Source organism: Leucobacter exalbidus (assembly GCF_017834145.1).
In the GTDB taxonomy this organism is placed as follows: Bacteria; Actinomycetota; Actinomycetes; order Actinomycetales; family Microbacteriaceae; genus Leucobacter; species Leucobacter exalbidus.
On sequence record NZ_JAFIDA010000001.1, the window covers coordinates 2,212,790 to 2,236,956 of the forward strand.

At 62.8% G+C, this 24,167-nt stretch carries 20 protein-coding genes, 1 tRNA gene and 1 pseudogene; 12 read left to right on the top strand and 10 right to left on the bottom strand.

The features are described from left to right. Window positions 1–70: 70 nt before the first annotated feature. The 3 genes from trpS to JOF28_RS10075 form a co-directional block, all read right to left on the bottom strand. Complete coding sequence (gene trpS / locus JOF28_RS10065) at window positions 71–1,078, bottom strand: tryptophan--tRNA ligase (protein WP_209705635.1); 1,008 nt, start codon at window positions 1,076–1,078, stop codon at window positions 71–73. Window positions 1,079–1,238: 160 nt separating this feature from the next. After that, window positions 1,239–2,099, bottom strand: a complete 861-nt coding sequence (locus tag JOF28_RS10070) for an exodeoxyribonuclease III (RefSeq protein ID WP_209705636.1) — start codon at window positions 2,097–2,099, stop codon at window positions 1,239–1,241. A 14-nt stretch (window positions 2,100–2,113) separates the two neighbouring features. Continuing rightward, window positions 2,114–2,992, bottom strand: a complete 879-nt coding sequence (locus tag JOF28_RS10075) for an exodeoxyribonuclease III (protein ID WP_209705637.1) — start codon at window positions 2,990–2,992, stop codon at window positions 2,114–2,116. Window positions 2,993–3,171: 179 nt separating this feature from the next. On the opposite strand from JOF28_RS10075, the gene JOF28_RS10080 reads away from it, so the two are divergent. From JOF28_RS10080 to JOF28_RS10095, 4 genes are all read left to right on the top strand, one after another. Further along, complete coding sequence (locus JOF28_RS10080; protein ID WP_209705638.1) at window positions 3,172–4,917, top strand: hypothetical protein; 1,746 nt, start codon at window positions 3,172–3,174, stop codon at window positions 4,915–4,917. 160 nt (window positions 4,918–5,077) lie between these two features. After that, complete coding sequence (locus tag JOF28_RS10085) at window positions 5,078–6,418, top strand: LCP family protein (RefSeq protein WP_209705639.1); 1,341 nt, start codon at window positions 5,078–5,080, stop codon at window positions 6,416–6,418. A gap of 137 nt (window positions 6,419–6,555) precedes the next feature. Further along, window positions 6,556–6,646, top strand: a tRNA-Ser gene (locus JOF28_RS10090). A gap of 49 nt (window positions 6,647–6,695) precedes the next feature. Beyond that, window positions 6,696–6,836, top strand: coding sequence for a hypothetical protein (locus tag JOF28_RS10095; RefSeq protein ID WP_209705640.1), 141 nt, complete (start codon window positions 6,696–6,698; stop codon window positions 6,834–6,836). 414 nt (window positions 6,837–7,250) lie between these two features. On the opposite strand, the pseudogene JOF28_RS14930 reads toward JOF28_RS10095, so the two are convergent. Both JOF28_RS14930 and JOF28_RS10105 read right to left on the bottom strand, forming a co-directional pair. Continuing rightward, window positions 7,251–8,342: pseudogene (locus JOF28_RS14930) on the bottom strand (recombinase family protein); the annotation flags it as partial. A gap of 392 nt (window positions 8,343–8,734) precedes the next feature. After that, window positions 8,735–9,022 carry a metal-sensitive transcriptional regulator gene (locus JOF28_RS10105; protein WP_209705641.1) on the bottom strand — a complete coding sequence of 96 codons (288 nt, stop codon included), beginning with the start codon at window positions 9,020–9,022 and terminating at the stop codon, window positions 8,735–8,737. Between the two features lie 296 nt (window positions 9,023–9,318). On the opposite strand from JOF28_RS10105, the gene JOF28_RS10110 reads away from it, so the two are divergent. From JOF28_RS10110 to JOF28_RS10135, 6 genes are all read left to right on the top strand, one after another. Further along, a complete protein-coding gene (locus JOF28_RS10110) occupies window positions 9,319–9,696 on the top strand; it encodes a thioredoxin family protein (protein WP_209705642.1) in 378 nt (125 codons plus the stop codon). Between the two features lie 200 nt (window positions 9,697–9,896). Continuing rightward, the gene (locus JOF28_RS10115) at window positions 9,897–11,330 is read left to right on the top strand and encodes an MBL fold metallo-hydrolase (protein WP_209705643.1); all 1,434 of its coding nucleotides are present in this window, start codon (window positions 9,897–9,899) and stop codon (window positions 11,328–11,330) included. Continuing rightward, entirely contained in the window at window positions 11,330–11,632 is a 303-nt protein-coding gene (locus JOF28_RS10120; RefSeq protein ID WP_209706995.1) for a rhodanese-like domain-containing protein, read from the top strand. Before JOF28_RS10115 ends, JOF28_RS10120 begins: the two co-directional genes overlap by 1 nt. A 6-nt stretch (window positions 11,633–11,638) precedes the next feature. Continuing rightward, window positions 11,639–12,421 carry a sulfite exporter TauE/SafE family protein gene (locus JOF28_RS10125; protein WP_209705644.1) on the top strand — a complete coding sequence of 261 codons (783 nt, stop codon included), beginning with the start codon at window positions 11,639–11,641 and terminating at the stop codon, window positions 12,419–12,421. Window positions 12,422–12,491: 70 nt separating this feature from the next. After that, window positions 12,492–13,001, top strand: a complete 510-nt coding sequence (locus JOF28_RS10130) for a DUF4395 domain-containing protein (protein ID WP_342452145.1) — start codon at window positions 12,492–12,494, stop codon at window positions 12,999–13,001. 20 nt (window positions 13,002–13,021) lie between these two features. Further along, complete coding sequence (locus tag JOF28_RS10135) at window positions 13,022–13,399, top strand: rhodanese-like domain-containing protein (protein WP_209705646.1); 378 nt, start codon at window positions 13,022–13,024, stop codon at window positions 13,397–13,399. 953 nt (window positions 13,400–14,352) lie between these two features. Here the strand turns inward: JOF28_RS10135 and JOF28_RS10140 are convergent. Further along, window positions 14,353–15,300 carry a LysR substrate-binding domain-containing protein gene (locus tag JOF28_RS10140; protein ID WP_209705647.1) on the bottom strand — a complete coding sequence of 316 codons (948 nt, stop codon included), beginning with the start codon at window positions 15,298–15,300 and terminating at the stop codon, window positions 14,353–14,355. Between the two features lie 183 nt (window positions 15,301–15,483). Between JOF28_RS10140 and JOF28_RS10145 the strand changes: the two genes are divergently transcribed. Together JOF28_RS10145 and JOF28_RS10150 are read left to right on the top strand one after the other, a co-directional pair. Next, window positions 15,484–18,549, top strand: a complete 3,066-nt coding sequence (locus JOF28_RS10145; RefSeq protein WP_209705648.1) for a cytochrome P450 — start codon at window positions 15,484–15,486, stop codon at window positions 18,547–18,549. Window positions 18,550–18,745: 196 nt separating this feature from the next. Then, entirely contained in the window at window positions 18,746–20,281 is a 1,536-nt protein-coding gene (locus JOF28_RS10150; protein WP_209705649.1) for an amino acid permease, read from the top strand. 298 nt (window positions 20,282–20,579) lie between these two features. Here JOF28_RS10150 and JOF28_RS10155 read toward each other — a convergent pair whose 3' ends face one another. The 4 genes from JOF28_RS10155 to JOF28_RS10170 all read right to left on the bottom strand — a co-directional run bounded on the left by JOF28_RS10155 (window position 20,580) and on the right by JOF28_RS10170 (window position 24,158). After that, entirely contained in the window at window positions 20,580–21,344 is a 765-nt protein-coding gene (locus JOF28_RS10155) for an IclR family transcriptional regulator (RefSeq protein ID WP_209705650.1), read from the bottom strand. 107 nt (window positions 21,345–21,451) lie between these two features. Then, window positions 21,452–22,288, bottom strand: coding sequence for a 5-dehydro-4-deoxy-D-glucuronate isomerase (kduI, locus tag JOF28_RS10160; protein ID WP_209705651.1), 837 nt, complete (start codon window positions 22,286–22,288; stop codon window positions 21,452–21,454). A 27-nt stretch (window positions 22,289–22,315) separates the two neighbouring features. After that, window positions 22,316–23,626: a TRAP transporter large permease gene (locus tag JOF28_RS10165; RefSeq protein ID WP_209705652.1), complete on the bottom strand. Its 1,311-nt coding sequence runs from the start codon at window positions 23,624–23,626 to the stop codon at window positions 22,316–22,318. Further along, entirely contained in the window at window positions 23,619–24,158 is a 540-nt protein-coding gene (locus JOF28_RS10170; protein WP_209705653.1) for a TRAP transporter small permease, read from the bottom strand. The genes JOF28_RS10165 and JOF28_RS10170 overlap by 8 nt, the downstream gene beginning before the upstream one ends. Window positions 24,159–24,167 lie beyond the last annotated feature (9 nt).

Below are 24,167 nucleotides of genomic sequence, written 5' to 3' on the forward strand. Positions count from 1 at the left end.
ATACAGCAACGCCTGGGGCGGTGAAGCCCCAGGCGTGCAGCAGGTTATTGCGTCAACGGTGTGCGGTGACTTAGCGCAGCAGGCCCATGCGCTCGTAGACGAGCGACAGGGTCTGGTTGGCAACCTCGTTCGCGCGGTCGGCGCCCTGCGCAAGCAGGCGATCGAGCTCGGCGGGGTCTGCGAGCAGCTCCTCGGTGCGTGCGCGCACGGGGGCGAGGCTGCCCTCAACCACCTCAACGAGACCCTTCTTCAGATCGCCGTATCCGCGACCCGCGTACTCGTCGACAATCGAATCGATCGTGCGCTCTGCGAGCACCGAGTAAATGGTGAGGAGGTTCGATACCCCAGGCTTGGCGTCGCGATCGAAGCGCACCTCGCCCTCGTCATCGGTCACCGCGCGCATGATCTTCTTCTTGGTGACGTTGGCGGGGTCGAGTACCTTGATGAGGCCGGCTTCAGACTCTGCCGACTTTGACATCTTTGCGGTGGGCAGCTGCAGGTCGTAGACCTTTGCGGTGCCCTTTGCGATCTGCGCCTCGGGTACCACGAACGTGTCACCGAAACGTGAGTTGAAGCGGGTCGCGAGGTCGCGGGTGAGCTCAACGTGCTGGCGCTGGTCTTCGCCCACGGGCACCGAATTGGCCTGGTAGAGCAGAATATCGGCAGCCATCAGCACGGGGTAGGTAAACAGGCCCACCGAGGCGCTGTCGGCGCCGTAGCGCTGCGACTTGTCCTTGAACTGGGTCATGCGGCCGGCCTCACCAAACCCGGTGAGGGTGTTGAGTACCCATGCGAGTTCGGCGTGCGCTGAGACGTGCGACTGCACGAACAGCGTCGACTTCGCGGGGTCGATGCCCGCGGCAATGTACTGCGCGGCGGTGCGGCGGGTGCGGGCCACGAGCTCTGCCGGATCCTGCGGAACCGTGATCGCGTGCAGGTTGACGACGCAGTAGAACGCGTCGAAGTCCTCCTGCATTTTGGTCCACTGGCTCAGCGCGCCGATGTAGTTGCCGAGCTGGAGCGAATCGCTCGAGGGCTGCATGCCAGAAAAAAGGACGGGCTTGGACGTTTCAGTCATGATGGCTTCTTCTGTATAAGAGGTAATGGGAATAAGTAGTGGGGGTGGCGATGGCTGGGGCTTGCGCTCACCGCTTGGCTGGGTCTGGCAGGAGCGGCGGCGAAGCCGGTGCGACCGGAGGGCGGTGGGTGCAAGCCCCAGCCGTCACCAGCGAGCGACTTTAGACGCGGTAGTCAACGACGACGGGGGCGTGGTCTGACCAGCGCTCGTCGTAGGAGGCTGCACGGTCAATGACGTAGTTCTCGACGCGCTCACCGAGCTCGGGGGTGACGACGTGGTAATCGATGCGCCAACCGGTGTCGTTGTCGAACGCCTGGCCGCGGTTTGACCACCACGAGTAGGGGCCGTCAACCTCGCCGGCCCACTTGCGACCCACGTCAACCCAGCCGAGGCCGGGGCCTTCGCTGCCGTCGACACCGGTCACGGTTTCGCCCTTGGGGCCGAAGAACCGGTCGAAGTAGGCGCGCTCCTGGGGCAGGAACCCAGACTTCTTTACGTTGCCCTTCCAGTTCTTGATGTCGAACTCGCGGTGACCCACGTTGAAGTCACCCACGATCGAGACGAGCGCGCCCTCGGCGGCGAGCTCGCTCATGCGGGTGCCCATGGCGTCAAGGAAGGCCCACTTGGCTTCCTGGCGGGGGCTGCCCACCTCACCCGAGTGGGTGTAGTTGCTGATGACGGTGAAGGGCTTGCCGCCCAGCTCAAAGTCGGCCTCAATCCAGCGACCCGACGACTGAATGCGCTCTTGCGCATCAGCGGCGCCGAGGCCGACGCGGTGCGCGGTGGCGGGCACACGGCTCGCGATCGCGACACCCGCGCGACCCTTGATATCGCACGGATCGTGCAGCCAGTGCCAGCCGGCATCGCCGAGAAACTGCTGCAGGTGCTCGTCTTGGGCTCGCACCTCCTGCAGTGCGAGGACATCGACATCGCGAGCGGCAAGCCACTCACCCATGCCCTTGCGGTATGCGGCACGAATGCCGTTGACGTTGACGGAGGCGACGCGCAGTGTTTCGACCATGTGTTCCAGTGTACTTAGAAGACCATGGGGCGGTCGTACTCATCCTCAAAGGTGCCGCCGAGCAGGCTCGGTTCGATGTCGGCGACGACGGGCACGTGGTCGCTCGGGCCATCGCCGCGGCGTTCGTCGCGGTGGATCGAGGCGCCGGTGACGGCGTCAGCGAATCCTGGCGCGGCCATGATGAAGTCGATGCGCATGCCCTCGTCTTTGGGGAAGCGGCCGGCCTTGTAATCCCAGAAGGTGAATCCCTCGGGAACGATCGGGCGCACCACGTCATCCACGAGCGGCGTGAACGATTCGAACATCTCGCGCTCGACGGCAGAGACGTGGGTGGACTTGCCGACGGTGAACGAGGGGTCACCCATGTCGGCTTCGAGCGGAGCGATGTTCCAGTCGCCCATGAGCGCGAGGGCCAAATCGGGGTCCTCTTCAAGCCACGCCTCGGTGTTGCGGCGCAGCGCCGCGAGCCACTCGAGCTTGTATGCGAAGTGGGGGTCGTCAATGCCGCGCCCGTTGGGCACGTAGAGGCTCCACAGGCGCAGGTCGCCCACGGTCACGCCGAGGGCGCGGGCCTCGAGTGGCAGGTCGTTGGGGCCGGTGCCCTGCACGTCTTCTTGTCCCTTGATGGGCTTGCCGAAGCCGGGCATGCCGTCGAATTCGCGGGCGACGTCGGTCATTTCGTGGCGGCTCGCGAAGGCGACACCGTTCCACTGGTTGAGGCCGTGCAGCTCGAGGTGGTAGCCCGCGCGCTCAAAAGCTTCGACGGGAAATTGATCGGGGCGGCACTTGATCTCTTGCATGGCGAGTACGTCGATGTCTTCGCGAACGAGCCAGTCGACGACGCGGCCGACGCGAGTACGGATCGAGTTGACGTTCCAAGTGGCGATGCGCATGCCTCTAAGCCTAGGGCGTGCGCCTCCCTCGCGGCGTCCCCGCGGGTCGCCGATCAGCAAATACGTAATTTGCCCCGATGTCAATTTTGGCCACCGTCCATAGTCTGCACTTAAGGTAACAGCGCACACGGGGCGGTCACCGAGCGTCTGACGCGTGCGCATGAGCATTGGTGGAGAAGATGAATTCACGTGTGCGTGACACGGGCCGTAAGCCCGGGTCGCAACGTCGACCTGGTCGCAGCATTGCCGCGATCGTGTTTGCGGCGGCTCTCACAATGGGGCCAGGAGTGTTGGCCGCGCAGGCCGATGCCCCCGATCCCACGGTGGTGACGGCGGCGATCGAGCCCGCTGTGACCGAAGCCCTTCCGGCAGCGGAGCTTGCTCCCGAAGCTGCTCCGGATCCCGCCCCAGCCGCAGCGCCCCTGGCTGAGCCGGCGCCCGAGCCGGTCGCGGTCCCCGAGCCCGAACCCGTGGTGATCCCGGAACCCGTCGTGGTTCCCGCACCCGTGGTGGAACCTGCGCCGGTCGTAGTGCCCGAGCCCGTCGTGGTTCCCGAACCAGTGGTGGTTCCCGAGCCAGAGGTAGCCCCCGTGGTTGTGCCGGTGCCCGTCGAAGTTGACGAGACCGATGCCGCCCCCGCAGCAGATGAGTCTGATGCAGAAGAAACTATTGCGCCCGTGGCAGCGAAGTCACTCGCAAAGACTGCTGAGCAGCCGAAGACAGACGCACCGAAGGCAGAGTCGCCGAAGACAGTCGCACCGAAGACCGAGTCAAAGGGCAACGGCAACGACAACCCCGGCGAAAACGTACAGATCTGCCACGCCACCGGTAAAGCCGGCAAGTGGGTGATGAACTCGCCCAATAAGAACGGCAACGTGAGCGGTCACGCCGGTCACCAGGGTGGGCGCGACATCATTCCGGCGTTCGAATACAAGCACAACGGTGAAACGCTCTGGTTCCCCGGGCAGAACTGGGACGAAGCAGGCCAGGCCATTTTCAATAACGGTTGTGTGACTCCTGATGATCCGGATCCTAGCGACGATCCCGGGCTGACCATCACGCCCCCCGACTGCGTTGCAGCAGGTGAAGAATCACCCGCGAGCTTTACCGCAGTAGTGACCGTGCCCGAGGGGCGCGATTCCCTGAAACTGGTTGTCACCTCGGGTGAGTGGTCAGCCACCGTAGACGTAGACGGCTCAGGTACCTACGCGGTACCGCTCAATGGGCTCGGCGATTACCAGGTGGCGCTCTACGGCGAGGGTGATCTCGAAGCAAGCGAAAGCTTCACGCTCGCAGCATGCGACGACCCGGTCACTCCCGATCCCGCCAGCATCACGCTCGCAATTGACGAGTGCACCGTACCCGGTGGCGACATCGAAGAGACCGGCACCGTAGGCATCAGCGGCGCACAGGTTGGCGAAACCTACCTCGTGACCCTCGCACTCGACGGCAGTGAAACCTACAGCGTCGAGGTCGTCGCTGACAGTGCAGACTTCACCGTAGAGGTGCCGCTGGCCGGTGCAGGCGAGTACACGGCGACCGTTACCTCGGGCGACGAATCCAGCTCGGTAACGGCAGTCGTCACCGAGTGCCCGCCGGTAGTTCCTGAGCCGCCGGTAGTTCCCGAGCCCCCGGTAGTTCCCGAGCCGCCCGTGGTTCCTGAGCCTCCCGTGGTTCCCGAGCCGCCCGTAGTGCCTGAGGCTCCCGTAACGCCGGTGCCGCCGGCCGCAGTGGTGCCTCCGGTCGCCACCCCGGTGGTTACGCCTCCCGCAACGGTCACCCCGGCGCCCAAGGCCGCACTGGCCGTGACCGGCGCGAACGACGCAGGCGCACAAGCGGGGATCGCGGCACTCGCGCTCGCCGCAGGAATCGCGCTCATGATTGGTGCGAAGCGGAGGCGCAACGCGCTGACGCATCGCCCGTAAGCGGCGAAGCCAATACTGGTTCGACGCTGAGTGACACACATGGCCGCGGTGAAATTCACCGCGGCCATGTTTGTTATTCCAGGGCGTGCACAGTGGATTCGGGTAGATTTAAGGCTCGGTCATGTGCGCATCGCGCATCTATAGGCACGGGGAATACTGAATGGGCAAGAAACTCGCTGACGGAACACAGCGTTCAACGTTTGTGCGTCACGGCAAACTGCGCCGGTCAAAGAGCTGGAGCAATGCACTGCGCATCCTGCTGACGACCGCAATTGTGGTGGTGCTCAGCGGCGTCGCCACGGTGTCATACGCGGTGTGGGGCCTGGCGAAAGACATTCGCACGGTCGAACTCGCGGGTGGCCCCAACGGAGTGGGCGCCGGCGCCGAATCAATCGACGGCGCACTCACGATTCTGCTCGTGGGCTCAGACTCGCGGCAGGGTCAAGCCATCGATGATGGCGAAGAGGGCGAACTCAATGATGTGAACCTGATGCTGCACGTCTCGGCCGATCACCAGAACGCCACGGTTGTCAGCTTTCCGCGTGACCTCATGGTGCCGTTTCCGAGCTGCCCCGGCCCGAACGGTGAGCCCGAGTACTACTCGCCGATGAGTGAGCAGCAGCTCAACAGCGCGATGATGTACGGCGGGCTGCCGTGTGTGGCCGCCACGCTGTCTGAGCTGACCGGCATGCCGATTCCCTACGCTGGGCTCGTCACCTTTGACGGTGTGATTGGCATCTCGAACGCCCTCGGCGGCGTTGACGTGTGCTTGGCTCAGCCCATCGTTGACCCGAATGCAGATCTCGATCTGCCCGCGGGCATGAACAATCTTGTGGGCATGGATGCGCTGCAGTTCTTGCGCACCCGCCACGGCGTTGGCGACGGCGGCGACACCAGCCGCATCAGCAACCAGCAGATCTTCATGTCGGCGATGCTGCGCAAGCTGAAAGACGGCGATACGCTCTCTGACCCCGTGAAGGTGTACGGCCTCGCCAAGGCTGGCGTCGAGAATATGACGCTGTCGAGCAATATGGCGAGCGTGCAGTTCATGCAGTCGGTGGCTGGAACCGTTAAGGACATTGACCTCGAGCGCATCAACTTTGTGCAGTACCCGTCGTCTTCGCACCCGTACGAAAAGGGTCGCCTGACGCCGAACTACCTTGACGCCGAGACCCTGTTCGAGGTCATTCAGAGCGGCCAGCCGTTCGAGGTCGCCAGCGTGGGCGAAGGCGTTGAAGTCGAAGGCGAGGGCGACCCCGCTGTTGACCCTGCGACCGATCCCGCCGTTGACCCGGCCGCTGAGCCAGATCCTGCGGTTGACCCCGCAACTGATCCGGCTGTCGATCCCGCCGCAGAGCCAGATCCTGCGGTTGACCCTGCGACCGATCCCGCAGCCGAGCCTGCGCCGGTTGAGGATTCGGGCCCGATCAAGCTGCCCGAGAACATCACAGGCCAGCAGGCCAGCAGCGCGACCTGCTCGCTCGGGCGCACCGTCTTCTAGCCCCTGATAGCTCGGCCGCATCTCGCGCTTTATTTGCGGGATGCGGCACGAGTTTGAAGACACGCCGACATTTACCCCCGCGCCGATTTCTCGTGAGCGGGGTGCGTCCGGTAAGGTGGGGAACGGTGTTTACACCAGGAGACGTGCCGGAGCGGCCGAACGGACTTCACTGCTAATGAAGGGTTGGGGTTAACTCAACCGGGGGTTCAAATCCCCCCGTCTCCGCCAGATAGGTAACGTTAGAACCCCCGACAAGCGAAAGTTTGTCGGGGGTTTCTTGCTGCCTGCTCCCGGTCTGCCCGACGCCGTCGCGCACGACGGCCAACACGGCCTCGGCAACAGGGGTCAGGGTGACGGTGCCCGCTGGGACGGTCTCTGCTGCCGACACGGTGGCCTGGTCGCCGTGCTCGTCGTGTAGCTCCACCTTGAGTTGCGCAAACAGCGCATGCAACAGGTGCTGCTTCGCGTTCTCTGGCGCGACCCTGTAAAGCTGTGCGGCGTCGTGTGCCATCGCAATCACTTCATCGAGCCTCTGGTGCAGCTTGGCCGCGTCCGCTCCGTGTTCGGCCTCCTGTGCCTGCAACGCGGCCATTTCTCTTGAGATGGCCTCTTGGCGTGGCTTTAGGTCTTCCGCCGCGATGGCCTCGGCCATGTAAGCGTCAATGAGTTTCTGCTTGTCGCGTTCCAGCTTCTTTAGGCGCCTGGTGGCCTGCGCGGCCTTGTCGGCAGTACCTGTGAGTTCTTCGTCAAGGAGTTGGTGAGCGCGTGCGCCCCCAGCCTCAACTTGCTGCCCCGAGATGCTGACTTGTGTCTCGATAATGTGCAGCACATGCGCTTCCAGCCGCCCCTGCTCAATGTACGGCAGGTCGCAGGTGGTGCGTTTCGTGTGTCTGCCGAGACAGAAAAAGTAGTAATACTGTCCACCTCTGCCGTTACTTGGCCCATAGCCCATCCGACTGCCGCAGCGCCCACAAGTGAGTAGCCCCTTGAGGTGGTGCGTGTGTCGCCATGAGCGATCGCCACGGAGCCTGCGTTCAGCGAGGAGATCTTGCACCTTGAACCACACCCCATCCGGGACGAGTGACGTATGCGCCCCATCCAGCAGCTGCCCTTGGTAGAGAATCTGCTCCCGGTAGTACGGGTTTTTGAGCAGCCGGTGCACTTGTGACTCGGACAATGCTTTTGACCGGTAGCGGGCGGTTTCGCGCCCGCGTAGCCCGCGCACCTCAAGCTCGGCGGTCAGCCGTGAGATGCTCCACTCGCCGGTCGTGTACGCCTCGTATGCCCAGATGACGTGGTGCGCTCGGTCTTCATCAATAACGACCGTCTTGACGTCACGCCCAGCGATGCGTTCGACGGAGTTGAGGTAGCCGATCGGAGCGACACCATGCGTGCCACCGTTCTTCGCATTTTGGGCCATGCCCTTCTTTGCCTCGGTGGAGAGGTTGGCTGAATAGTACTCAGCAAGGCTCGCCATGATGCCGTGCATGAGTTTGCCGCCCGGTGTATCGTCAATCTGCTCTGACACCGACACCAGCTCGGCACCGCCCTGCTTAATCGCGGCGATAATCTCCACGTCGTCGGCACGGTTACGTGCGAGACGGTCAATCTTGTGCACGATGACAAAGTCAGCGCCCAGGCCTTCTGCAGTTTTGGAATCCTTCAGCCAGCCGAGCATTCGCTGTAGCTCTGGCCGGTTCGCCGACCGTGCTGACGCTCCACGGTCGACGAACTCCTCCACAACCTCCGCACCCAGCTCTTGAGCTTTGCGGTAGCAGTACTCCCGCTGCTGCGGAATTGAATATCCCTCCGCCGAGTCGCCTTTGGAGGCCTGCCGTGCAGTTGACACACGCAGGTAAATCACCGCGCGCTTGGGTGCGGTAACTATCTCCTGAACTGGTGAAATCTGTGTCTGTCTATCCATACTGCATGCATGTTCGCTCTTCTTGTCAGATAAGTCCAGTCCTCGGTAAACCTCATACTCCCGCGACCGACCACGGCGTAACAGGGGTCACTTACCCAAAACGGTGGCCACGTGAGTTGATGATGTAGAAAATGCAACGGGCATTGCAGAACAGAGGTGCGCTAGAGGCCGAGGCTTGCGCTCACGCTACCTGTCCGTCGCGCCGCTCACGGCCAGCTCCGATGCCCAGCAATGAGTCACCTCCACTTTGGTTCGAACTGTAGCGGAGTTCCGCCGCAAAGGGTGGAACCCTCTGGCGAGCGGAACGTCTACGGAAGCGTCTTCAACTCTGACCCCAAAGGAGTATCAGAATTCAGGGATCCAGCCGAAATCTCTGGATTGCGCTGTTGCTATCAAGCAAGTGAGAGGAAAAGCTTCTCGAGTTCTTCGGCGTCCGGTGCTCCATTCCCATCGGGGTCGGTGAGGCATTCACGGAGCGCTGTAGAGATGACGAGGAAACCGGCGCGGTCGAGGGCCTTGGAAACGGCCGACAACTGCTGAACCACGTCGCGGCAGGGGGCATCGCTTTCAATGGCGTTGATTACTCCGTCGAGTTGGCCTCGTGCCCTGCGTAACCGGTTCGCGATCTTGTGCTGTGCATCTGGGTCGGTGAGCGTATCCCGGGTCTGTGATGTTGTCATGTCGTCTCCTTTCGGCAATTTTAGACTTGACACTCATTATACCCCATGGGGTATAGTATAGATACCCCCGGGGGTATAATTGTGACGAGGAGTGAATGATGTGTCGAGCTGTGAAATGCCGCACCTGCGGTAAGACAACATGGGCCGGATGTGGACAGCATGTCCAATCGGTTAAGCGAACAGTACCGGCATCTGAGTGGTGCGGCGGTAGCCATACGCAGGCGCAACTTGATGCGGCAGCAGTGCGACGTGGGTGCTTCTTCTCCCGTCTTTTCGGCAGGTAAAGGAGGTTCATTGTGAGTACGCGAGACTTGACGTTAAAGGATTTTGGGAGCACCGTCACCGGTAGTGGCATCACTGTTGTCGACTTCTGGGCTGGATGGTGCGCTCCGTGTATCGGCTTCGCGCCGGTGTTTGAAGCGGCCGCGCAGCGGCACCCCGACATCGTGTTCGGGAAGGTGGATACGGAGGCTGAGCAACAGCTAGCCGCGTCGGCGCGGATTTCGTCGATTCCAACATTGATGGTGTTTCGTGATGGCGTGCTGGTCTTCTCGCAGCCTGGTGCCCTACGCGACCCACAGCTGGAGCAACTCATAGAGAACGCTCGAGCGCTAGATATGGACGATGTGCGTCGCCAGATAGCTGAGCGAGAAGCGAGCACCCTAGCTGGCTGAACGACCGAGTATCTGCTGGACAAATGAAAGGAGTTCAAGATGTGTGCACCTGCGACCTGCCCGATATGTGGCAAGAAAACGTGGACCGGATGCGGTCAGCATGTTGAAGAGGCACTGGCTGGCGTTCCCGCGAGCGACCGCTGTACCTGCAACAACTAAGAATAACCGACAAGAAACCAAGCAGTTGAGGAGGATCGCTTATGTTGATCAAACACATTTACGACGAAGATCTCGCCCAGGCGAGTTACTTCATCGGATGTCAGGCTAAGGGCGAGGCGATCGTCGTGGACCCCCGTCGCGATATTGACGAGTACCTGAATCTCGCGACCGAGAACGGGATGACAATTACGGCGGTCACTGAGACGCATATTCACGCTGACTACCTCTCGGGCACTCGGGAGCTGGCGAGTAGAACCGGCGCGACGATGTACGTCTCGGATGAAGGTGGCCCGGACTGGACCTATGGTGAGGCATTTGATGGCGCAGTACGGATGCGTGATGGCCATGAGATTACTCTCGGCAACATCATCGTAGAGGCAGTGCACACCCCAGGGCACACCCCAGAGCATTTGTCGTTCCTGATCACTGATGGTGTTCAAGCAGACGCGCCCGGGTTCATGCTCACCGGCGACTTCGTGTTCGTAGGTGATCTGGGTCGGCCGGACCTGCTGGATGAAGCAGCCGGTGGTATTGATACACGATTTCAAGGCGCGAAAGACCTCTTCGCGAGTTTGCGCGACCGGTTCCTCACTCTGCCCGATTATGTGCAAGTGCTGCCCGCCCATGGCGCTGGCAGCGCCTGTGGCAAGGCGCTCGGCGCAGTTCCCACTTCCACGGTCGGGTACGAGCGAGCATTTTCGTGGTGGGCACCGTATCTCGCGGCTAATGACGAGCAGGGTTTTATTGATGAGCTTCTGTCAGGACAGCCAGACGCGCACGCCTACTTCGCCCGTATGAAGGCGCAGAACAAGCTCGGCCCGGCTGTCATGGGTGAGCCGCTCGTCCTCGTGGAATATTCAGTAGATCAGCTAAATGTGGCGCTGCAAGCCGATGAGATCGTTTTCATCGACACCCGCCACAACTCGCTCGTGCATGAAGGAACCCTTCCCGATTCGCTAAACGTTCCGGGTGCCGCGAAAGCCGCCAGTTATGGGGCGTGGGTCTATGATCCCGAGCGCGAGCAGCGGCCAATCGTGCTACTTGCCGGATCCGCTGAGGAGGCCAGTGAGCTACGCGACCATTTCGTGCGGGTCGGTATCGACAACGTCACCGGCTACATCACCTCACTTGACGGTCTCGATCTCGTCACCCCAAAACTGGTGAAGCCGGAAGAGCTTGGCACCTTCGAGCACACGCTGCTGTTGGATGTGCGCAACAAGACTGAGTTCGCAGCAGGCCATCTGCCCGAGGCGGTGAACATCAGTGGTGGCCGTGTGCTGTGGGCGCTAGACCAATTGCCCAACAACGGCACGATCGTCACCTATTGCCAGAGCGGTGTCCGCAATAGCATCGCCGCCAGCGTCTTGCGCAGTCAGGGTTATGACGTAGTTGAACTTGAGGGCTCATACCTGGGGTGGGTTGCCGTCTCCGGCAATACACCAGTGACTGAACCGGATTTGATCGAGGCGGCATGATGGCGGATATTACCGTCAGCGAGGCGTGGCGTCGGGTCGGTGGTGACACGCAGTTCATCGATGTACGAGAAGACTTTGAAGTCGCGGACGGCATGATTCCGGGCGCACGCCACATCTCTCTATCAACGCTTTCTGCACGCCTAGGTGAGATCGACCGGACTCGTCCGGCGATCGCTGTCTGCCGGTCGGGTAACCGATCAGCGCAAGCGACGGACATTCTCTGGGCGGCGGGGTACCGCGTGGATAACATGGGAGGGGGAATGCTCGCGTGGCAGCAGGCGGGCCTCCCGATGGACCGTTAACTGGCTATGGACGCAACCATTCTTATTGCGCTCCTGCTAGCACTGCTGGTTGGAGTTTCACTCGGGCTGCTGGGTGGCGGAGGCTCGATCCTCACCGTCCCCATACTCACCTATGTGCTGGGTATGCCTCCACAGGAAGCGATTGCCGCATCCCTGTTCGTCGTGGGAGTCACCAGCGCTGTCAGCGTGTTCTCCCACGCACGTACGGGACGCGTGCGTTGGAAGACCGGACTGATCTTCGGTGCCGCAGGAATGGTCGGTGCGTTCATCGGGGGTTTCGTGGGCGGATTCATCCCCGGCGCGATCCTCATGGTGCTGTTCGCCGTTATGATGGTCGCCACCGCAACCGCAATGATCCGTGGGCGCAAGAAGACCTCTAGTAGGGACCGACCTGAGGGATTGCCACTTACCCGGATCATTCTCGACGGCGCACTGGTAGGAGTTGCCACCGGTCTTGTCGGCGCGGGCGGCGGCTTTCTGATCGTGCCCGCCCTCACGTTGCTAGGTGGCCTGCCGATGGCTGTCGCCATCGGCACCTCCCTCCTGGTGATCGCTATGAAATCTGCGGCTGGACTGGGTGGATACCTGTTCACCGTGCAGCTGCAATGGCCGATCGTCCTCGCTTTCACTGGCGCTGCCGTAGCCGGATCATTCTTCGGCACGATGCTGACTGGGAAGATCCCTGAGAACACACTCCGCAAAGGATTCGGTATTTTCGTACTTGTCATGGGTGTGTTCGTGCTAACCCAGGAAATTCCTCAGCTTTTCACTCTATTGGGGAGCACATGAGCCAGCCTCGCTTGTCTTTTGACGTGAACAGGCTCGCGAGCACCGGAAGGTATGCCTGATGAGATCGACAGTGCCACCCACTCCACGCATCGGGGTTTTGCGACCCGACTACGACGTCCCCGTCATTAACGAACGGGCAGTGCGAGCCGGGGCCGGTATCCTCTTTCTCGGCGGAGCGATCGCCTTCGGACTCAGTCTGGCCAATGACACGACCGCCCCGCTGCAGCCCTTCGGCATGCTGTTTATGATCGACATGCTGCTCCGCGTCACCGCCGGTGACCGCTGGTCGCCCACGCTCACGCTCGGACGACTCGTCGTGTACCGTCAGCAACCCGAGTGGGTCGGTGCACCACAAAAAGCATTCGCCTGGTGGCTAGGGTTCGCCCTCGCCCTCGTCGCCTGCTCCAGTATGGGTCTACTCGCCGCTCCACTCTGGCTCACCCTTGCCCTATGCGGGCTATGCCTCTCACTGTTGTTCCTAGAAACAGCGTTCGGCATCTGCGTCGGCTGCGCCCTGCAGCGAGTCCTCAGCAAAACATCGCCCCAGTACTGCCCGGGAGGCACCTGCACAACTAACTAACAACTCAATAGGAGACATTCATGAAAACACGTATTATCACCATTATCATCGGCGCCGCACTACTTATAGGAGCAGGCTTCTTCTTCATAAATAGATCATCCGAGCCAGCCACCGTTGCTGTCACCGAGCAGACTATTATTCTTGATGTGCGAACTCCCGCCGAGTTTGCCGAGGGTCACCTTGAGTGGGCCGAACTGCTTGACCTTAGTGGCGGACAACTCAGCGCAGCGATCTCGACTATGGATCCAGACGCTCAGTACTTCGTGTACTGCCGGTCTGGGAACCGCTCGGCACAAGCCGTACAGGTCATGAAAGACGCTGGTTTTACTGACGTCACAGACCTGGGATCACTCGACCAGGCCGCATCGGCTACGGGACTCACCAAAAACAGATCGTAGCTGCGACCTACAGTGGCAGCGGTCAGGGAAGCTGCCCGAAGAACGCTGCGGGTAGTCCTGTGGCTTCACCTTCCCGAGCAGGCAGACATTTGGTGGTGCACTGACCCTGATAAACAGGGTCAGTCACTGCCACTTTTTCCACAAAAATGGCGGATTCCCGCCGCAAGGGGTGGAACCCTCAGTCGAGCGGAACGTCTACGGAAACGTCTCGGGGTGGCGGTTGCACAGAAGCTCAGACTGCCACGGAGTATAGGAAGTCGCCGGCCTCCGCTCCATTTGACCGATCCGCCCTCATCTTGGAAAATAAGGCGCAGCATCTATATAAGCAAGACCACCATGAATGAAAGCAAGGCATCCACAACCCAAACGGCACAATCTGGCTCTCAACTGCAGGAGTTTCGACGCCGCTATGCATGCAATTGTCTCTATCTTTCCCTCAGTGTGCCCGCCAAAGTTAAGAATACAGGAAGCCTCGAACAACGTTGAAATTTCAACGAAGTTCGGGGCTTTCTGCTTGTTTGTGCCGCCATGATCACTAGTTGGCGCGCGTTGGCATGCCAACACATCGCAGTGCTGCGAAGAGTGCAGGCGTCGAGTGCCGCGGCCTGCGTCGTTGATGTCAGAGAGCGGGGGTTGGGGGCATCTCGACTACTTGAAGAGAGATGATGCCCAACATCTCTCCTCAACTGGCATTTAGGTAGAGGTGTGGGCTTAGAACTCTTTGAAAGTAGCGAGTGGCATGCCAACACATCGCAGCGCCGCGACAGCATTCGCTGCTGCATCACACCAACTCCGGAGATCTCACTAACTCCGGAGGTTGACAGTCAACTTGCTCCGGAACTACTGAAAGCTCCGGAGTTGGTTCAGGCGGGTGCTAGAGCGCATTAAAGGGCCGTGAGCATTTGCCATCAAGCCGAACCTAGATTGCCCGGCCGAATCTTACTCGCGCAGCCTCACTCGCCAGTTGGCCACGCGAAAGCGCCCGCGAAGTCGAGCAGTGCGCGGCTGCGCGCGGTGAGTGGCCGGTCGGGCGCCCAGATCGCCTCGACCGTGACTGGCGTCACCGGCGGCGTGATGGTTCGCGCGACGAGCGGTAGGCCCTCGTAACTCAGCGGGTTCGCGGTGCGTGACACCAGAATGCCGTAGCCGAGGCCTCGCGCCACGAGCGTGCGCACCATCTCGTAGCTGGCCGTGCGGTGCCGAATGCGGGGGCGCAGCCCGCGCTCGGTGAACACCGCGAGGGTGTGTTCGCCCGAGGGCGGGGCATCGAGCAGAATCAGGTCTTCCTCGATCACGTCCTCGAGGCGCACACTTGGGGCCTCGGCGAGCGGGTGCCCCGCCGGCAACACCATGTGCGCGCTCAGGTCAAAGAGTTTGGCCCGGTGCATCTCGCCAGGCACGAGGGTGTCGTACACGAACGCGACATCGATTTTGCCGGTGATGAAATCATCGGCCAGTTGATCTTGCGTGGCCTCAACGATTGAGAGACTCACGCCGGGGTGCAGCCGCGCAAACTCTTGAAACAGTGTCGGCACGATGAGCGGAGCGAGCGTGGGGTAACACCCGATCGTGACGGGCCCCGAGAGCTCAATCTGGCCGCGGCCCATTGCGTGCGTGAGCTCATCGGCCTCGGTGAGCATACGCCTGGCCACCCCCATCAGCAGTTGACCTGCGGGAGTGAGGGTGAGGCCGTGAGCGCGTCGCCGCACACAGAGGCGCTCACCCATCGCGGTTTCGAGTTCAGTGATGGCGTCTGACATGGCTGAGGCTGAAACGTGCAGGGCCGCCGCTGCCTCGGCGATCGTGCCGGCATCGGCCGCCGCGGTAAAATAGGCCAGCTGCTTAAGCGTAAAGGGTGGCACCGCATGGGGCGCGGGTGTCTGCTGCGTTGAAGACGTCATAACTCCAATCTAATCGAAGTATCACTCCCAATAAACCCGCTTTTCTTGTGGTGAGATTCGAGTCATACTCGGGGCATAGGACCGGCTGATGCTGATGCTGAAGCCAAACGAGAGCCACACCGCGAGCAATCGCACACAAAAACAAACGCAACGCACACCACCGCACAACACAAGGACGTGACCATGGCGAGCAAAGAAGCTCCGGTAGCTGACTGGGTAACCATTGCCGATCTGCATCGGGATCCCTTCCCCATCTACGAGCGGCTGCGCGCCGAGGGCGGAGTGCACTGGGTGCCCGCCGTGGGCCGCTACCTCGTGACCTCGTACGCCGCGGTGCACGAGACCGAACTCGACCAGCAGATCTTCTCGGCTGACGAGGAGGGCTCACTGCAGATCCGGGCCATGGGACACTCGATGCTGCGGCGCGATGACCCCGAGCACTACATCGAGCGGCGCGCGTGGCAGCCCATGTTGCGGCCGAGTGCGGTGAAGCGCATCTGGAAATCGACGTTCCAGCGCAACGCCGAGCACTACCTCGAAGAGCTCATCAAGAAGGGCTCGGGCGCCGATCTGGTGTGGGATTTCGCAGCACCCTACGCAGCCGAAAGCCTGCGCGAGATCATCGGCCTACACAACGCGACCCAGCAGGATCTGCAGCGCTGGTCGCAGACCATGATCGATGCGACCGGCAATTACGCCGACGACCCCGAGGTGTGGGCGCTCGGCAAGCAGTCTTTCGACGAGGTCGATGTCGCGCTCGACGAGATGCTGCAGTGGCATGCGCAGAATCCCAATGATTCGCTGCTCTCGCACCTGCTGCAGATCCCCGATTACAAGATGCCGATCGAGAGCATCCGCGCGAACGTCAAGATGACGATCGGCGGCGGGCTCAACGAGCCGCGCGATGCGCTCGGCGTGGCTGCCTGGGCGCTGCTGCAGAACCCGGATCAGCTCGCCTCCGTCGAATCCGACCCGTCACTGTGGGGCGCCACTTTCGATGAAACCATTCGCTGGGTCGCCCCGATCGGGCTGTACTCGCGGCAGGTGAAACAGGACACCGTGCTGGCCGGGGTGAAGCTGCCCGCGGGCGCGCGCCTGGGCATCTGCATTCTGTCGGCGAACCGCGACGAAGACGTGTGGGATGACGCCGCAGACTTCAACATTCACCGCGAGGTGAAGCCGCACCTGGCCTTTGGCAAGGGGGTGCACGTCTGCCTCGGCGCCTGGGTGGCCCGGTCAGAAATCGCCGACGTCGCACTGCCGCTGCTGTTCTCGTCGCTCGAGGGCCTCGCGCTCATCGACGACCAGCCCGCCGAGATCGGCGGCTGGGTATTTCGCGGCATGACCAAGCTGCCGGTGACCTGGACGGGGCGCCGCACCGCGGCTCGCGCGCAGACAGGCGCGCAGGGCGCCGGGGTTGCTGCGGGAGTGGGAAGCAGCGCCGGATCCGGAGCCGCTGCTGCCGGAGAACCGGCCGCAGCCGCTCCGCGCGTGGCCATTGTCGGATCGGGCCCCGCGGGCAGCTTCACCGCGCAGGCGCTGCGTCGCACGTTCCCGGGGGCGCCGATCGAGGTCTTCGACGAGATGCCCACTCCGTATGGGCTGGTGCGTTACGGCGTGGCCGCCGATCACCAGGGCACGAAGGCCGTGGCCCGGCAATTCGACCGCCTCTTCACCGAAGAGGGCGTGGTGTTTCGCGGCAACAGCAAGCTCGGGGTGGATTTCTCGCTCGATGAGCTGCGGCGCAACTACGACGCCGTCGTGCTCGCGACCGGGGTGCACGGTGATGCGCAACTCAGCGTGCCCGGGGCGCAGCTCGCGGGCGTGCGCGGAGCCGGGGCGGTCACCCGTTATCTGAACGGCCACCCCGACGAGGCCGCGCCTGAGCCCCTGGGCAGTGACGTGTTGGTCGTCGGCCACGGCAACGTGGCGATGGACGTGGTGCGGCTGTTGGTGCGCGACGCCGACGGGCTACGCGGCTCAGACCTCGACGACGATGCTCATGGCAGGTTCGTTGGCGCCGTACGCACGGTGCGGGTCGTGGGGCGTAGCGCGCCGCACGAGGCCAAGTTCGACCCCGTGATGGTGCGCGAACTCGCAGGTCTCCGCGGCGTTGAGCACGTGGTGCACGGCGCGGGGGAGCTTGCCGCCGACGGCCGAGACGCCCGCGTTGATGCGGTGCGGGCGCTCATCGACGCCGGGGCAGCGGCCGCGCAGCTCGCAGCCTTAGGCACCCCGCCGCGGGTGCGCGTGGAATGGTGGTTCGGGGTGAGCCCGCAGGCGTTCACCGGGGCAGAGCGCGTCGAAGCCGCAGTGCTGTCGAGCGCCGCGGGCGACATCACGCTCCCCGCCACCGATGTGATCACCGCGGTCGGTTTCACCGCCGACGCTGGCTCCCCGGTCGCGCCCGGCGCGCACCCCGATGGGCGCATCGAACCGGGGCTCTACGTTGCCGGATGGCTGCGGCGCGGCCCGCGCGGCACGATCCCCGATCAGCGGGCCGACGCACGCGACCTTGCCCGCTTGATCGCGGCCGACGTGCAAGCGGGCACAGGCGTTGCGGGAACAAAGCCAGCGGCGGGCGCGCAGGGACTCGTGCCCCTCGAGGGAACTGTTGACTTTGACGGCTGGCGCCGCATCGATCAGCTCGAACGCGCGGCGGCAGCGCCGAATCGTGAGAGGTCGAAGCTTCTCACCCGTGAGGCCCAGTTGGCGGCCGCGACCGACCTGAGCATTGCGCTGCCGGTGCTGGCTGCGGGTGGGGCCGAATCCATCGGCGCCGGCGTGCCCACCACCATCCTGTTTGGCACCGAATCGGGCGGGGCCGAACTCGTCGCCGACGAGCTCAGCCGCATGTTTGGGGAGGACGCTGACGTCGAGGTGCAAGATCTCGCCGACACGACGGTGACCGAACTCGATGTATCGCGCATGCACCTGGTGGTCTGCTCGACCTACGGTGACGGTGAGGTGCCGACCTCGGTGATTCCTTTCTATGAGGCCCTTGAAACCATGCGCCCCGAGCTTGCCGGGGTGCGGTATGCGATGTTTGGGATGGGTGATCGCAGCTACGACCGCACCTACTCGCGCGGCAGCGAGCTCGTCGACGAAGCCCTGCAGGGGTGCGGGGCGGTGCGCGTGGGCGAATACGGGCGACACGACGCTGGCGGGTCGATTGCGGCGGCCGATGCCGCCCGCGACTGGGCTGCCGGGGTATTTGCTGAGGTGCTCGCCTCAGCGGCCAGCTTGTAGCAGTGCGAAATCCGTTGAACCCACCAAAATGAACACCGTTCTCGGCGGTGCGCTTTGCGCACCGCCGAGCATTTCATTAGTCAGTCGATCTTGCACAGCCCGCCCCCTTGGCACTGTGCAGTATCGCGTAGCCGACTGCCCGGGGTGCCCCGTAGCCTGTGCAAGTCACCCGCACTGACGCGACGAAGGGGCAGCTATGCGAGCGAACTACAATAAACCTATTTCTCCAGCAACATCGGTAGCCCAGGTCATCACTGACTCTGACCCGAACGCACCTAAGAAGTTGCGTTCACGACACATCACGATGATCACGCTCGGCGGCATTATCGGCGCCAGTCTGTTCGTAGGCTCCGGCAACGTGATCCGCAACGTGGGCCCCGCCGCCCTGGTCTCCTACCTCATCGGCGGCCTCCTGGTCTTCCTCGCGATGCGCATGCTCGGCGAGATGGCCGCGGCACGCCCCTCAACGGGCTCCTTCATGGAGTACGCCCGCGTCGGCCTCGGCGACTGGGCCGCCTACTTCGTGGGCTGGCTCTACTGGTACTTCTGGGTCGGCGTGATCGCGTTCGAAGCCGTGGTGAGCGGTGCGATTCTGCACGGCTGGATGCCCGGCATCCCTGAATGGGTGTTCTCGATCGCAATGATGCTGATCTTCACGGGCACCAACATCATCTCGGTGCGCTCGTTCGGTGAGGTGGAGTTCTGGCTCGCCAGCATCAAGGTCGTCGCCATCATCGTGTTCCTCGGCGTGGGCGTGCTCTTCGCCCTCGGCTTCTGGCCCGGCGGCTCATTTTCGCTGCCGAACCTGTGGGAGCATGGCGGGTTCGCCCCCAAGGGCGTCTGGCCCATCATCGCCGGCGTCGCCGTCGTGATCTTCTCGTACTTCGGCACCGAGATCGCCGTGATGGCCGCCTCAGAGTCTGAAGACCCGGCCAAGGGCGTTCGCCAGGCCACCACCACGGTCATCTGGCGCATCCTGCTGTTCTTCGTGGGCGCTGTTGCACTGATCGTCATCATCGTGCCCTGGAACGAACTGCCCGACCCCCAGGTGATGGGCCCGTTCGTCTACCTGTTCACCCTTTACGGCATCCCCGCCGCCGGCCTCATCATGACCGCGGTCACTCTGACCGCGGTGTGCTCGGTGCTGAACTCGGGTCTCTACTCGGCCGCCCGCATGTTCGCGGCGCTGGCTGATCAGGGCTACGCCCCCGGCATCATCGCCAAGCGCTCACGCAACGGTGTGCCGATCGCGGCTGTGCTCGCGTCGACGCTCGGTGGCTACGCGGCCGTGATCGTGAACTTCGCGGCCCCAGAGTCGGGCATCTTCGACTTCATCATGAACTCGGCCGGCCTCGTTGCGCTGTTCGTGTACGCGTTCATCGCCCTCACCCAGATTCGCCTGCGTCAGCGCATGACGCCCGACGAGGTGAAGGGCTTGAAGCTCAAGATGTGGCTGCACCCGTGGCTCGGCATCCTCGTGATCGCGGCGGTGGCAGCCATTGTGGTCATCATGGTTGTGAGCGGCGAGGGCACCCGCACGCAGGTGTGGACGAGCCTCGTCTCGGTCGCCGTGCTTGCCGTGTTCTGGCCCGCCGTGCGCAAGCGCCTGGCGAAGGTGCGGGCGCAGCGCGCAACCGTCGAGCTTTCGGCAGACGAGCGCGCTCCCAAGCGCCTCGACGCAGATGCCGCCGGATCAGACGAAGTGCCCGCGGGCACCGGATCCGACCGCTAACGCAGCAGCCCGCCCCGGGATTGATCCGGGGCGGGCACGCAATCTCTCACAGGGAGCGAAGCCATCCAGGCTTCGCTCCCTGTGTGCGTTGCGGCGCGAAAACGAGGCGCACGAACGGCGCGATCTCGCGCGGGGAACGGGCACGACGGCCCATGATCCGGACCAAACAGCGCCGCAGCGCGTATCGCCGCCAGCAACGCCTCAGCAGCGTGGGCCCACGAGCAGGCACGCCCAGAAACGCAGCAGGGGGCGGGCCAGAGCGATTGCTCCGGCCCGCCCCCTGGGGTGCGTTAGCGCCTTAGATGCGGGCTCCGAGGAGCCGCGAGATCTCGTTGGCCGCAGCGACCGCCTGCGGTGCGAGCCGCTCGATGGAGGTGCCGGGGTGCTCGAGCAGAATCGACGAGACCGACATTCCGTAGGCAGCCTCTCCCCGGTGATTGAAGATCGGCGCCGAGACGCACACGGTGCCGATCTCGTTCTCGCCGAGATCGAGCGCATAGCCGCGCGAGTTCACGCGGGCCAGCTCTTCCAAGAGCAGCTCAACATCGGTGTATGTGGCATCGGTGCGAGCGGGCAGCCCGGTGCGCTCGGCGTATGCGCGCACGAATTCTTCCTCGCGGTAGGCCATCGTGGCCTTGCCCATGCCGGTCGAATGCATCGGAATCGCCAGCCCCACGCGCGAACGCATGCGGTACGGCTTCGATGAATCGGTGCGAATGAGATAGACCATCTCATCGCCGGTGACCGCACCAACGTGCACGGTGCAGTCAACATCGGCGACCAGCCGGTCGACGATGGGCTGCGCGAGGGCCGCAATATCGAGCTTGGACAGTGCACGGCCAGCGAGCGTCATGAAGCGACGACCCGCGTGGTACCCGTCGGTGGCATCTCCGGTGATGAACTCTGACTCGACGAGAAAGGCAAGGAGGCGGTGCACTGTCGATTTGGGCAGTTGCGCGGTGTCGACAATGTCGGTGAAGCGTTCGTTTAACAGTGCGGCTTCAAGCACCGCGAGCGTTTTCTGGCCCGCGCTTTGAGCGGCGGGTTTCGCTGTTTCTGGCATCGACATCCTTCCTTGAACTAAGTGGGGGCATTTACAGATTACAGAGCCCCGCCCCTCATCTACCTGCGATGAGGGACAGGGCCCACTTTCATGTGCGCTGTGCGCGCTTAGACCATCTCGCTGATCTGCACGTGATCCATGTCGTCAAACGACTGGTTCTCGCCGGCCATGGCCCACACGAAGGCGTATGCCTGCGTGCCGACACCCGAGTGGATCGACCAGCTGGGCGACATCACGAGCTGCTCAGAAGCGACCATCATATGACGGGTCTCTTCGGGCTCGCCCATGAGGTGAACGACGCGCTCGTTGGCGGGTACATCGAAGTACAGGTAGAACTCGGTGCGGCGCTCGTGTGTGTGCGCGGGCATCGTGTTCCACATGCTGCCGGCCTGCAGGCGGGTGACGCCCATAACGATCTGGCAGCTACGAATGCCGTTCTCGTGGATGACCTGGCGCAGGCGACGCGTGTTCGCCGTGGTCTGGTCGCCCAGCTCGCGGATCGTTCCCTCATCGGGGCCGGCCAGCGTATTGGGGAAGGCCGTGTGGGCCGGTGCCGAGAAGCCGTAGTACTTGGCGGGGGTGCCACCATCGGCCGAGTAGAACGTGACGTCGCGGGTGCCGCGACCCAGGTACAGCACGGCCTCGGGGGCCATGTCGTACTCGACGCCGTCAGCAACGATGGTGCCCTGGGCGCCGACGTTTACGAAACCGATCTCGCGGTGCTCGAGGAAGAACTCCGAACGGATCTCGGGCACGGCCTCAAGCTTGAGCGGTGCATCGGTGGGGACTGCGCCCACTGCGACGATGCGGTCGTAGTGCGTGGCAAAGGTGCGGGTCTCGCCGGGCACGAGCACTTTTTCGATGAGCAGGTGATCGCGCAGCTCCTGCTGCGAGAAACCAACGATCTGGTCGGGTCCGATTGGGCGAATCATGTTTGAAGCCATGAAATCCTCCTGGTAGTGATGTGGGTGTTAGTTGAGCAGCCCGGCCATGCGAGGCAGCCAGAGTGAAATCTCGGGGACGAAAACGATCACGAACAGCATCACGATGAGTGCGAGCATGAACGGCATCAGCTTCACGATGACCGGCTCGAGGCGCACCTTGGCGACTTGCGCGCCGACAAAGAGCACCGGGGCCGATGGCGGGGATATCACCGCGATCGACAGGTTGAAGACCATGATGATGCCGAAGTGCACCGGATCGATACCGTATGACACCGCAATGGGCAAGAAGATCGGCACGAAGATCAGCATCGCGGGCGTGGGGTCGAGCGGAATGCCGATGAGGAGCAGGATGCCCATCATGATCAGCATCACGATGACCTTCGAGTCGGTCCAGCCGAAGAGACCGTCAGCGATGATCTGGGGGAGCCTTGAGTAGGTCATGACGTAACCCATGATCGAGGAGACCGCGATCAAGAAGATCACGATGGTGCTCGTGCGGCAGGCGTCGTACAGAATCTTGCCGAGATCGCGCAGGCCGATCGTGCGGTAGATGAAGGAAAGCAGCAGCGCGTAGACAACGGCGACGGCCGAGCCCTCGGTGGGGGTGAAGAAGCCGACGATGATGCCGCCGATGGCGACAACGATGAGACCGAGTGAGGGGAGCGCCTTGAGGAACGTGGTGAAGAATACGTTCCAGCCGGGGAAGCTGGTGCCCTTGAGCTCGGGGTGCTTGCGTGCGTACAGCGCAATGATGAACGCACAGGTCGCGGCCCAGAGCAGACCGGGGATGTAGCCGGCCATGAACAGTGCACCGATGGAGGTGCCGCCCGCGGCGAGCGAGTAAATGATGAGCGTGTTGCTCGGGGGAATGAGCATGCCTGCGGGGGCCGAGGCAACGTTGGCGGCTGCCGACATCGAACGGTCGTAGCCTTCCTTGCGCATCATCGGGCTCACGGTTGAACCGACGGCGGCGGCGGTGGCCACGGCCGAACCTGACACGGCACCGAAGATCGTGTTGGCCACGACGGTGGTCTGCATCAGTGATGCGGGGGCGCGGCCGACAAGCACGCGAGCGAAGTTAATCAGCCGCTCGGCGATACCGCCGTTATTCATAATGACGCCGGCAAGCACAAAGAAGGGGATAGCGAGCAGTGCGAACGAGTTGGTGCCGCGCAGCATTTGCTGGGCCGAGGTGATGGCGCCGCGATCGAAACCGGCGACGAGGAACATGCAGACTGCCGAGGGCAGACCGATGGAGACAGATACGGGGGCGCCGAGCGCGAGCAGCACAACCATGCCGCCGAGCAGTACGAGCCCGATGATGAGCGGATCAACCATTAGCAGGGAGCCCCAATTCCTGTGTTACTGCCTCAAGCTCGTCGTCGACGACCCTGTGACCCGGGTAGCTCTTCGAGAGCGTCCCTACGATGTGAAGAATGACGTAGAACGTCAGCAGTACGCCCGAAACGGGCAGCGCGAGGCTGAGCTGACCCTGCGTGAACGGCAGCAGCGGGTTCGTCTGCGTCCATGACATGGCCGACTGCATGTAGCCGCCGTAGAGCATGACGTACACAACAAACGCGAGCACTGCGAAGTACGCGAGCAGATCGACGTAGCGCTGAATCGCGCGGGGAAGCTTCTCGACGACGAAGTCCATGACCACATCTGCCTTTTCACCCACGGCGACACTGATGCCGATGAGGCTGAGCCATACGAAGGCGTAGCGGGCTGCTTCTTCACTCCAGGCGCTCGGGCTGTGGAGTACCAGGCGGGTGAATACCTGCCACACCACCAGCAGCACCAGCAGTGCAAACAGGGCGATGCAGAGGGCTCGTAGAGCTCTATCTAGCCAAAGGCGGAATATGGTCATGGACGTTCC

Excerpts from the sequence above, each read along its gene's own strand:
- trpS (WP_209705635.1), bottom strand. The coding sequence starts at position 1,078 with ATGACTGAAACGTCCAAGCCCGTCCTTTTTTCTGGCATGCAGCCCTCG.
- JOF28_RS10070 (WP_209705636.1), bottom strand. The coding sequence starts at position 2,099 with ATGGTCGAAACACTGCGCGTCGCCTCCGTCAACGTCAACGGCATTCGT.
- JOF28_RS10075 (WP_209705637.1), bottom strand. The coding sequence starts at position 2,992 with ATGCGCATCGCCACTTGGAACGTCAACTCGATCCGTACTCGCGTCGGC.
- JOF28_RS10080 (WP_209705638.1), top strand. The coding sequence starts at position 3,172 with ATGAATTCACGTGTGCGTGACACGGGCCGTAAGCCCGGGTCGCAACGT.
- JOF28_RS10085 (WP_209705639.1), top strand. The coding sequence starts at position 5,078 with ATGGGCAAGAAACTCGCTGACGGAACACAGCGTTCAACGTTTGTGCGT.
- JOF28_RS10105 (WP_209705641.1), bottom strand. The coding sequence starts at position 9,022 with ATGACAACATCACAGACCCGGGATACGCTCACCGACCCAGATGCACAG.
- JOF28_RS10115 (WP_209705643.1), top strand. The coding sequence starts at position 9,897 with ATGTTGATCAAACACATTTACGACGAAGATCTCGCCCAGGCGAGTTAC.
- JOF28_RS10120 (WP_209706995.1), top strand. The coding sequence starts at position 11,330 with ATGGCGGATATTACCGTCAGCGAGGCGTGGCGTCGGGTCGGTGGTGAC.
- JOF28_RS10125 (WP_209705644.1), top strand. The coding sequence starts at position 11,639 with ATGGACGCAACCATTCTTATTGCGCTCCTGCTAGCACTGCTGGTTGGA.
- JOF28_RS10135 (WP_209705646.1), top strand. The coding sequence starts at position 13,022 with ATGAAAACACGTATTATCACCATTATCATCGGCGCCGCACTACTTATA.
- JOF28_RS10140 (WP_209705647.1), bottom strand. The coding sequence starts at position 15,300 with ATGACGTCTTCAACGCAGCAGACACCCGCGCCCCATGCGGTGCCACCC.
- JOF28_RS10145 (WP_209705648.1), top strand. The coding sequence starts at position 15,484 with ATGGCGAGCAAAGAAGCTCCGGTAGCTGACTGGGTAACCATTGCCGAT.
- JOF28_RS10150 (WP_209705649.1), top strand. The coding sequence starts at position 18,746 with ATGCGAGCGAACTACAATAAACCTATTTCTCCAGCAACATCGGTAGCC.
- JOF28_RS10155 (WP_209705650.1), bottom strand. The coding sequence starts at position 21,344 with ATGCCAGAAACAGCGAAACCCGCCGCTCAAAGCGCGGGCCAGAAAACG.
- kduI (WP_209705651.1), bottom strand. The coding sequence starts at position 22,288 with ATGGCTTCAAACATGATTCGCCCAATCGGACCCGACCAGATCGTTGGT.
- JOF28_RS10165 (WP_209705652.1), bottom strand. The coding sequence starts at position 23,626 with ATGGTTGATCCGCTCATCATCGGGCTCGTACTGCTCGGCGGCATGGTT.
- JOF28_RS10170 (WP_209705653.1), bottom strand. The coding sequence starts at position 24,158 with ATGACCATATTCCGCCTTTGGCTAGATAGAGCTCTACGAGCCCTCTGC.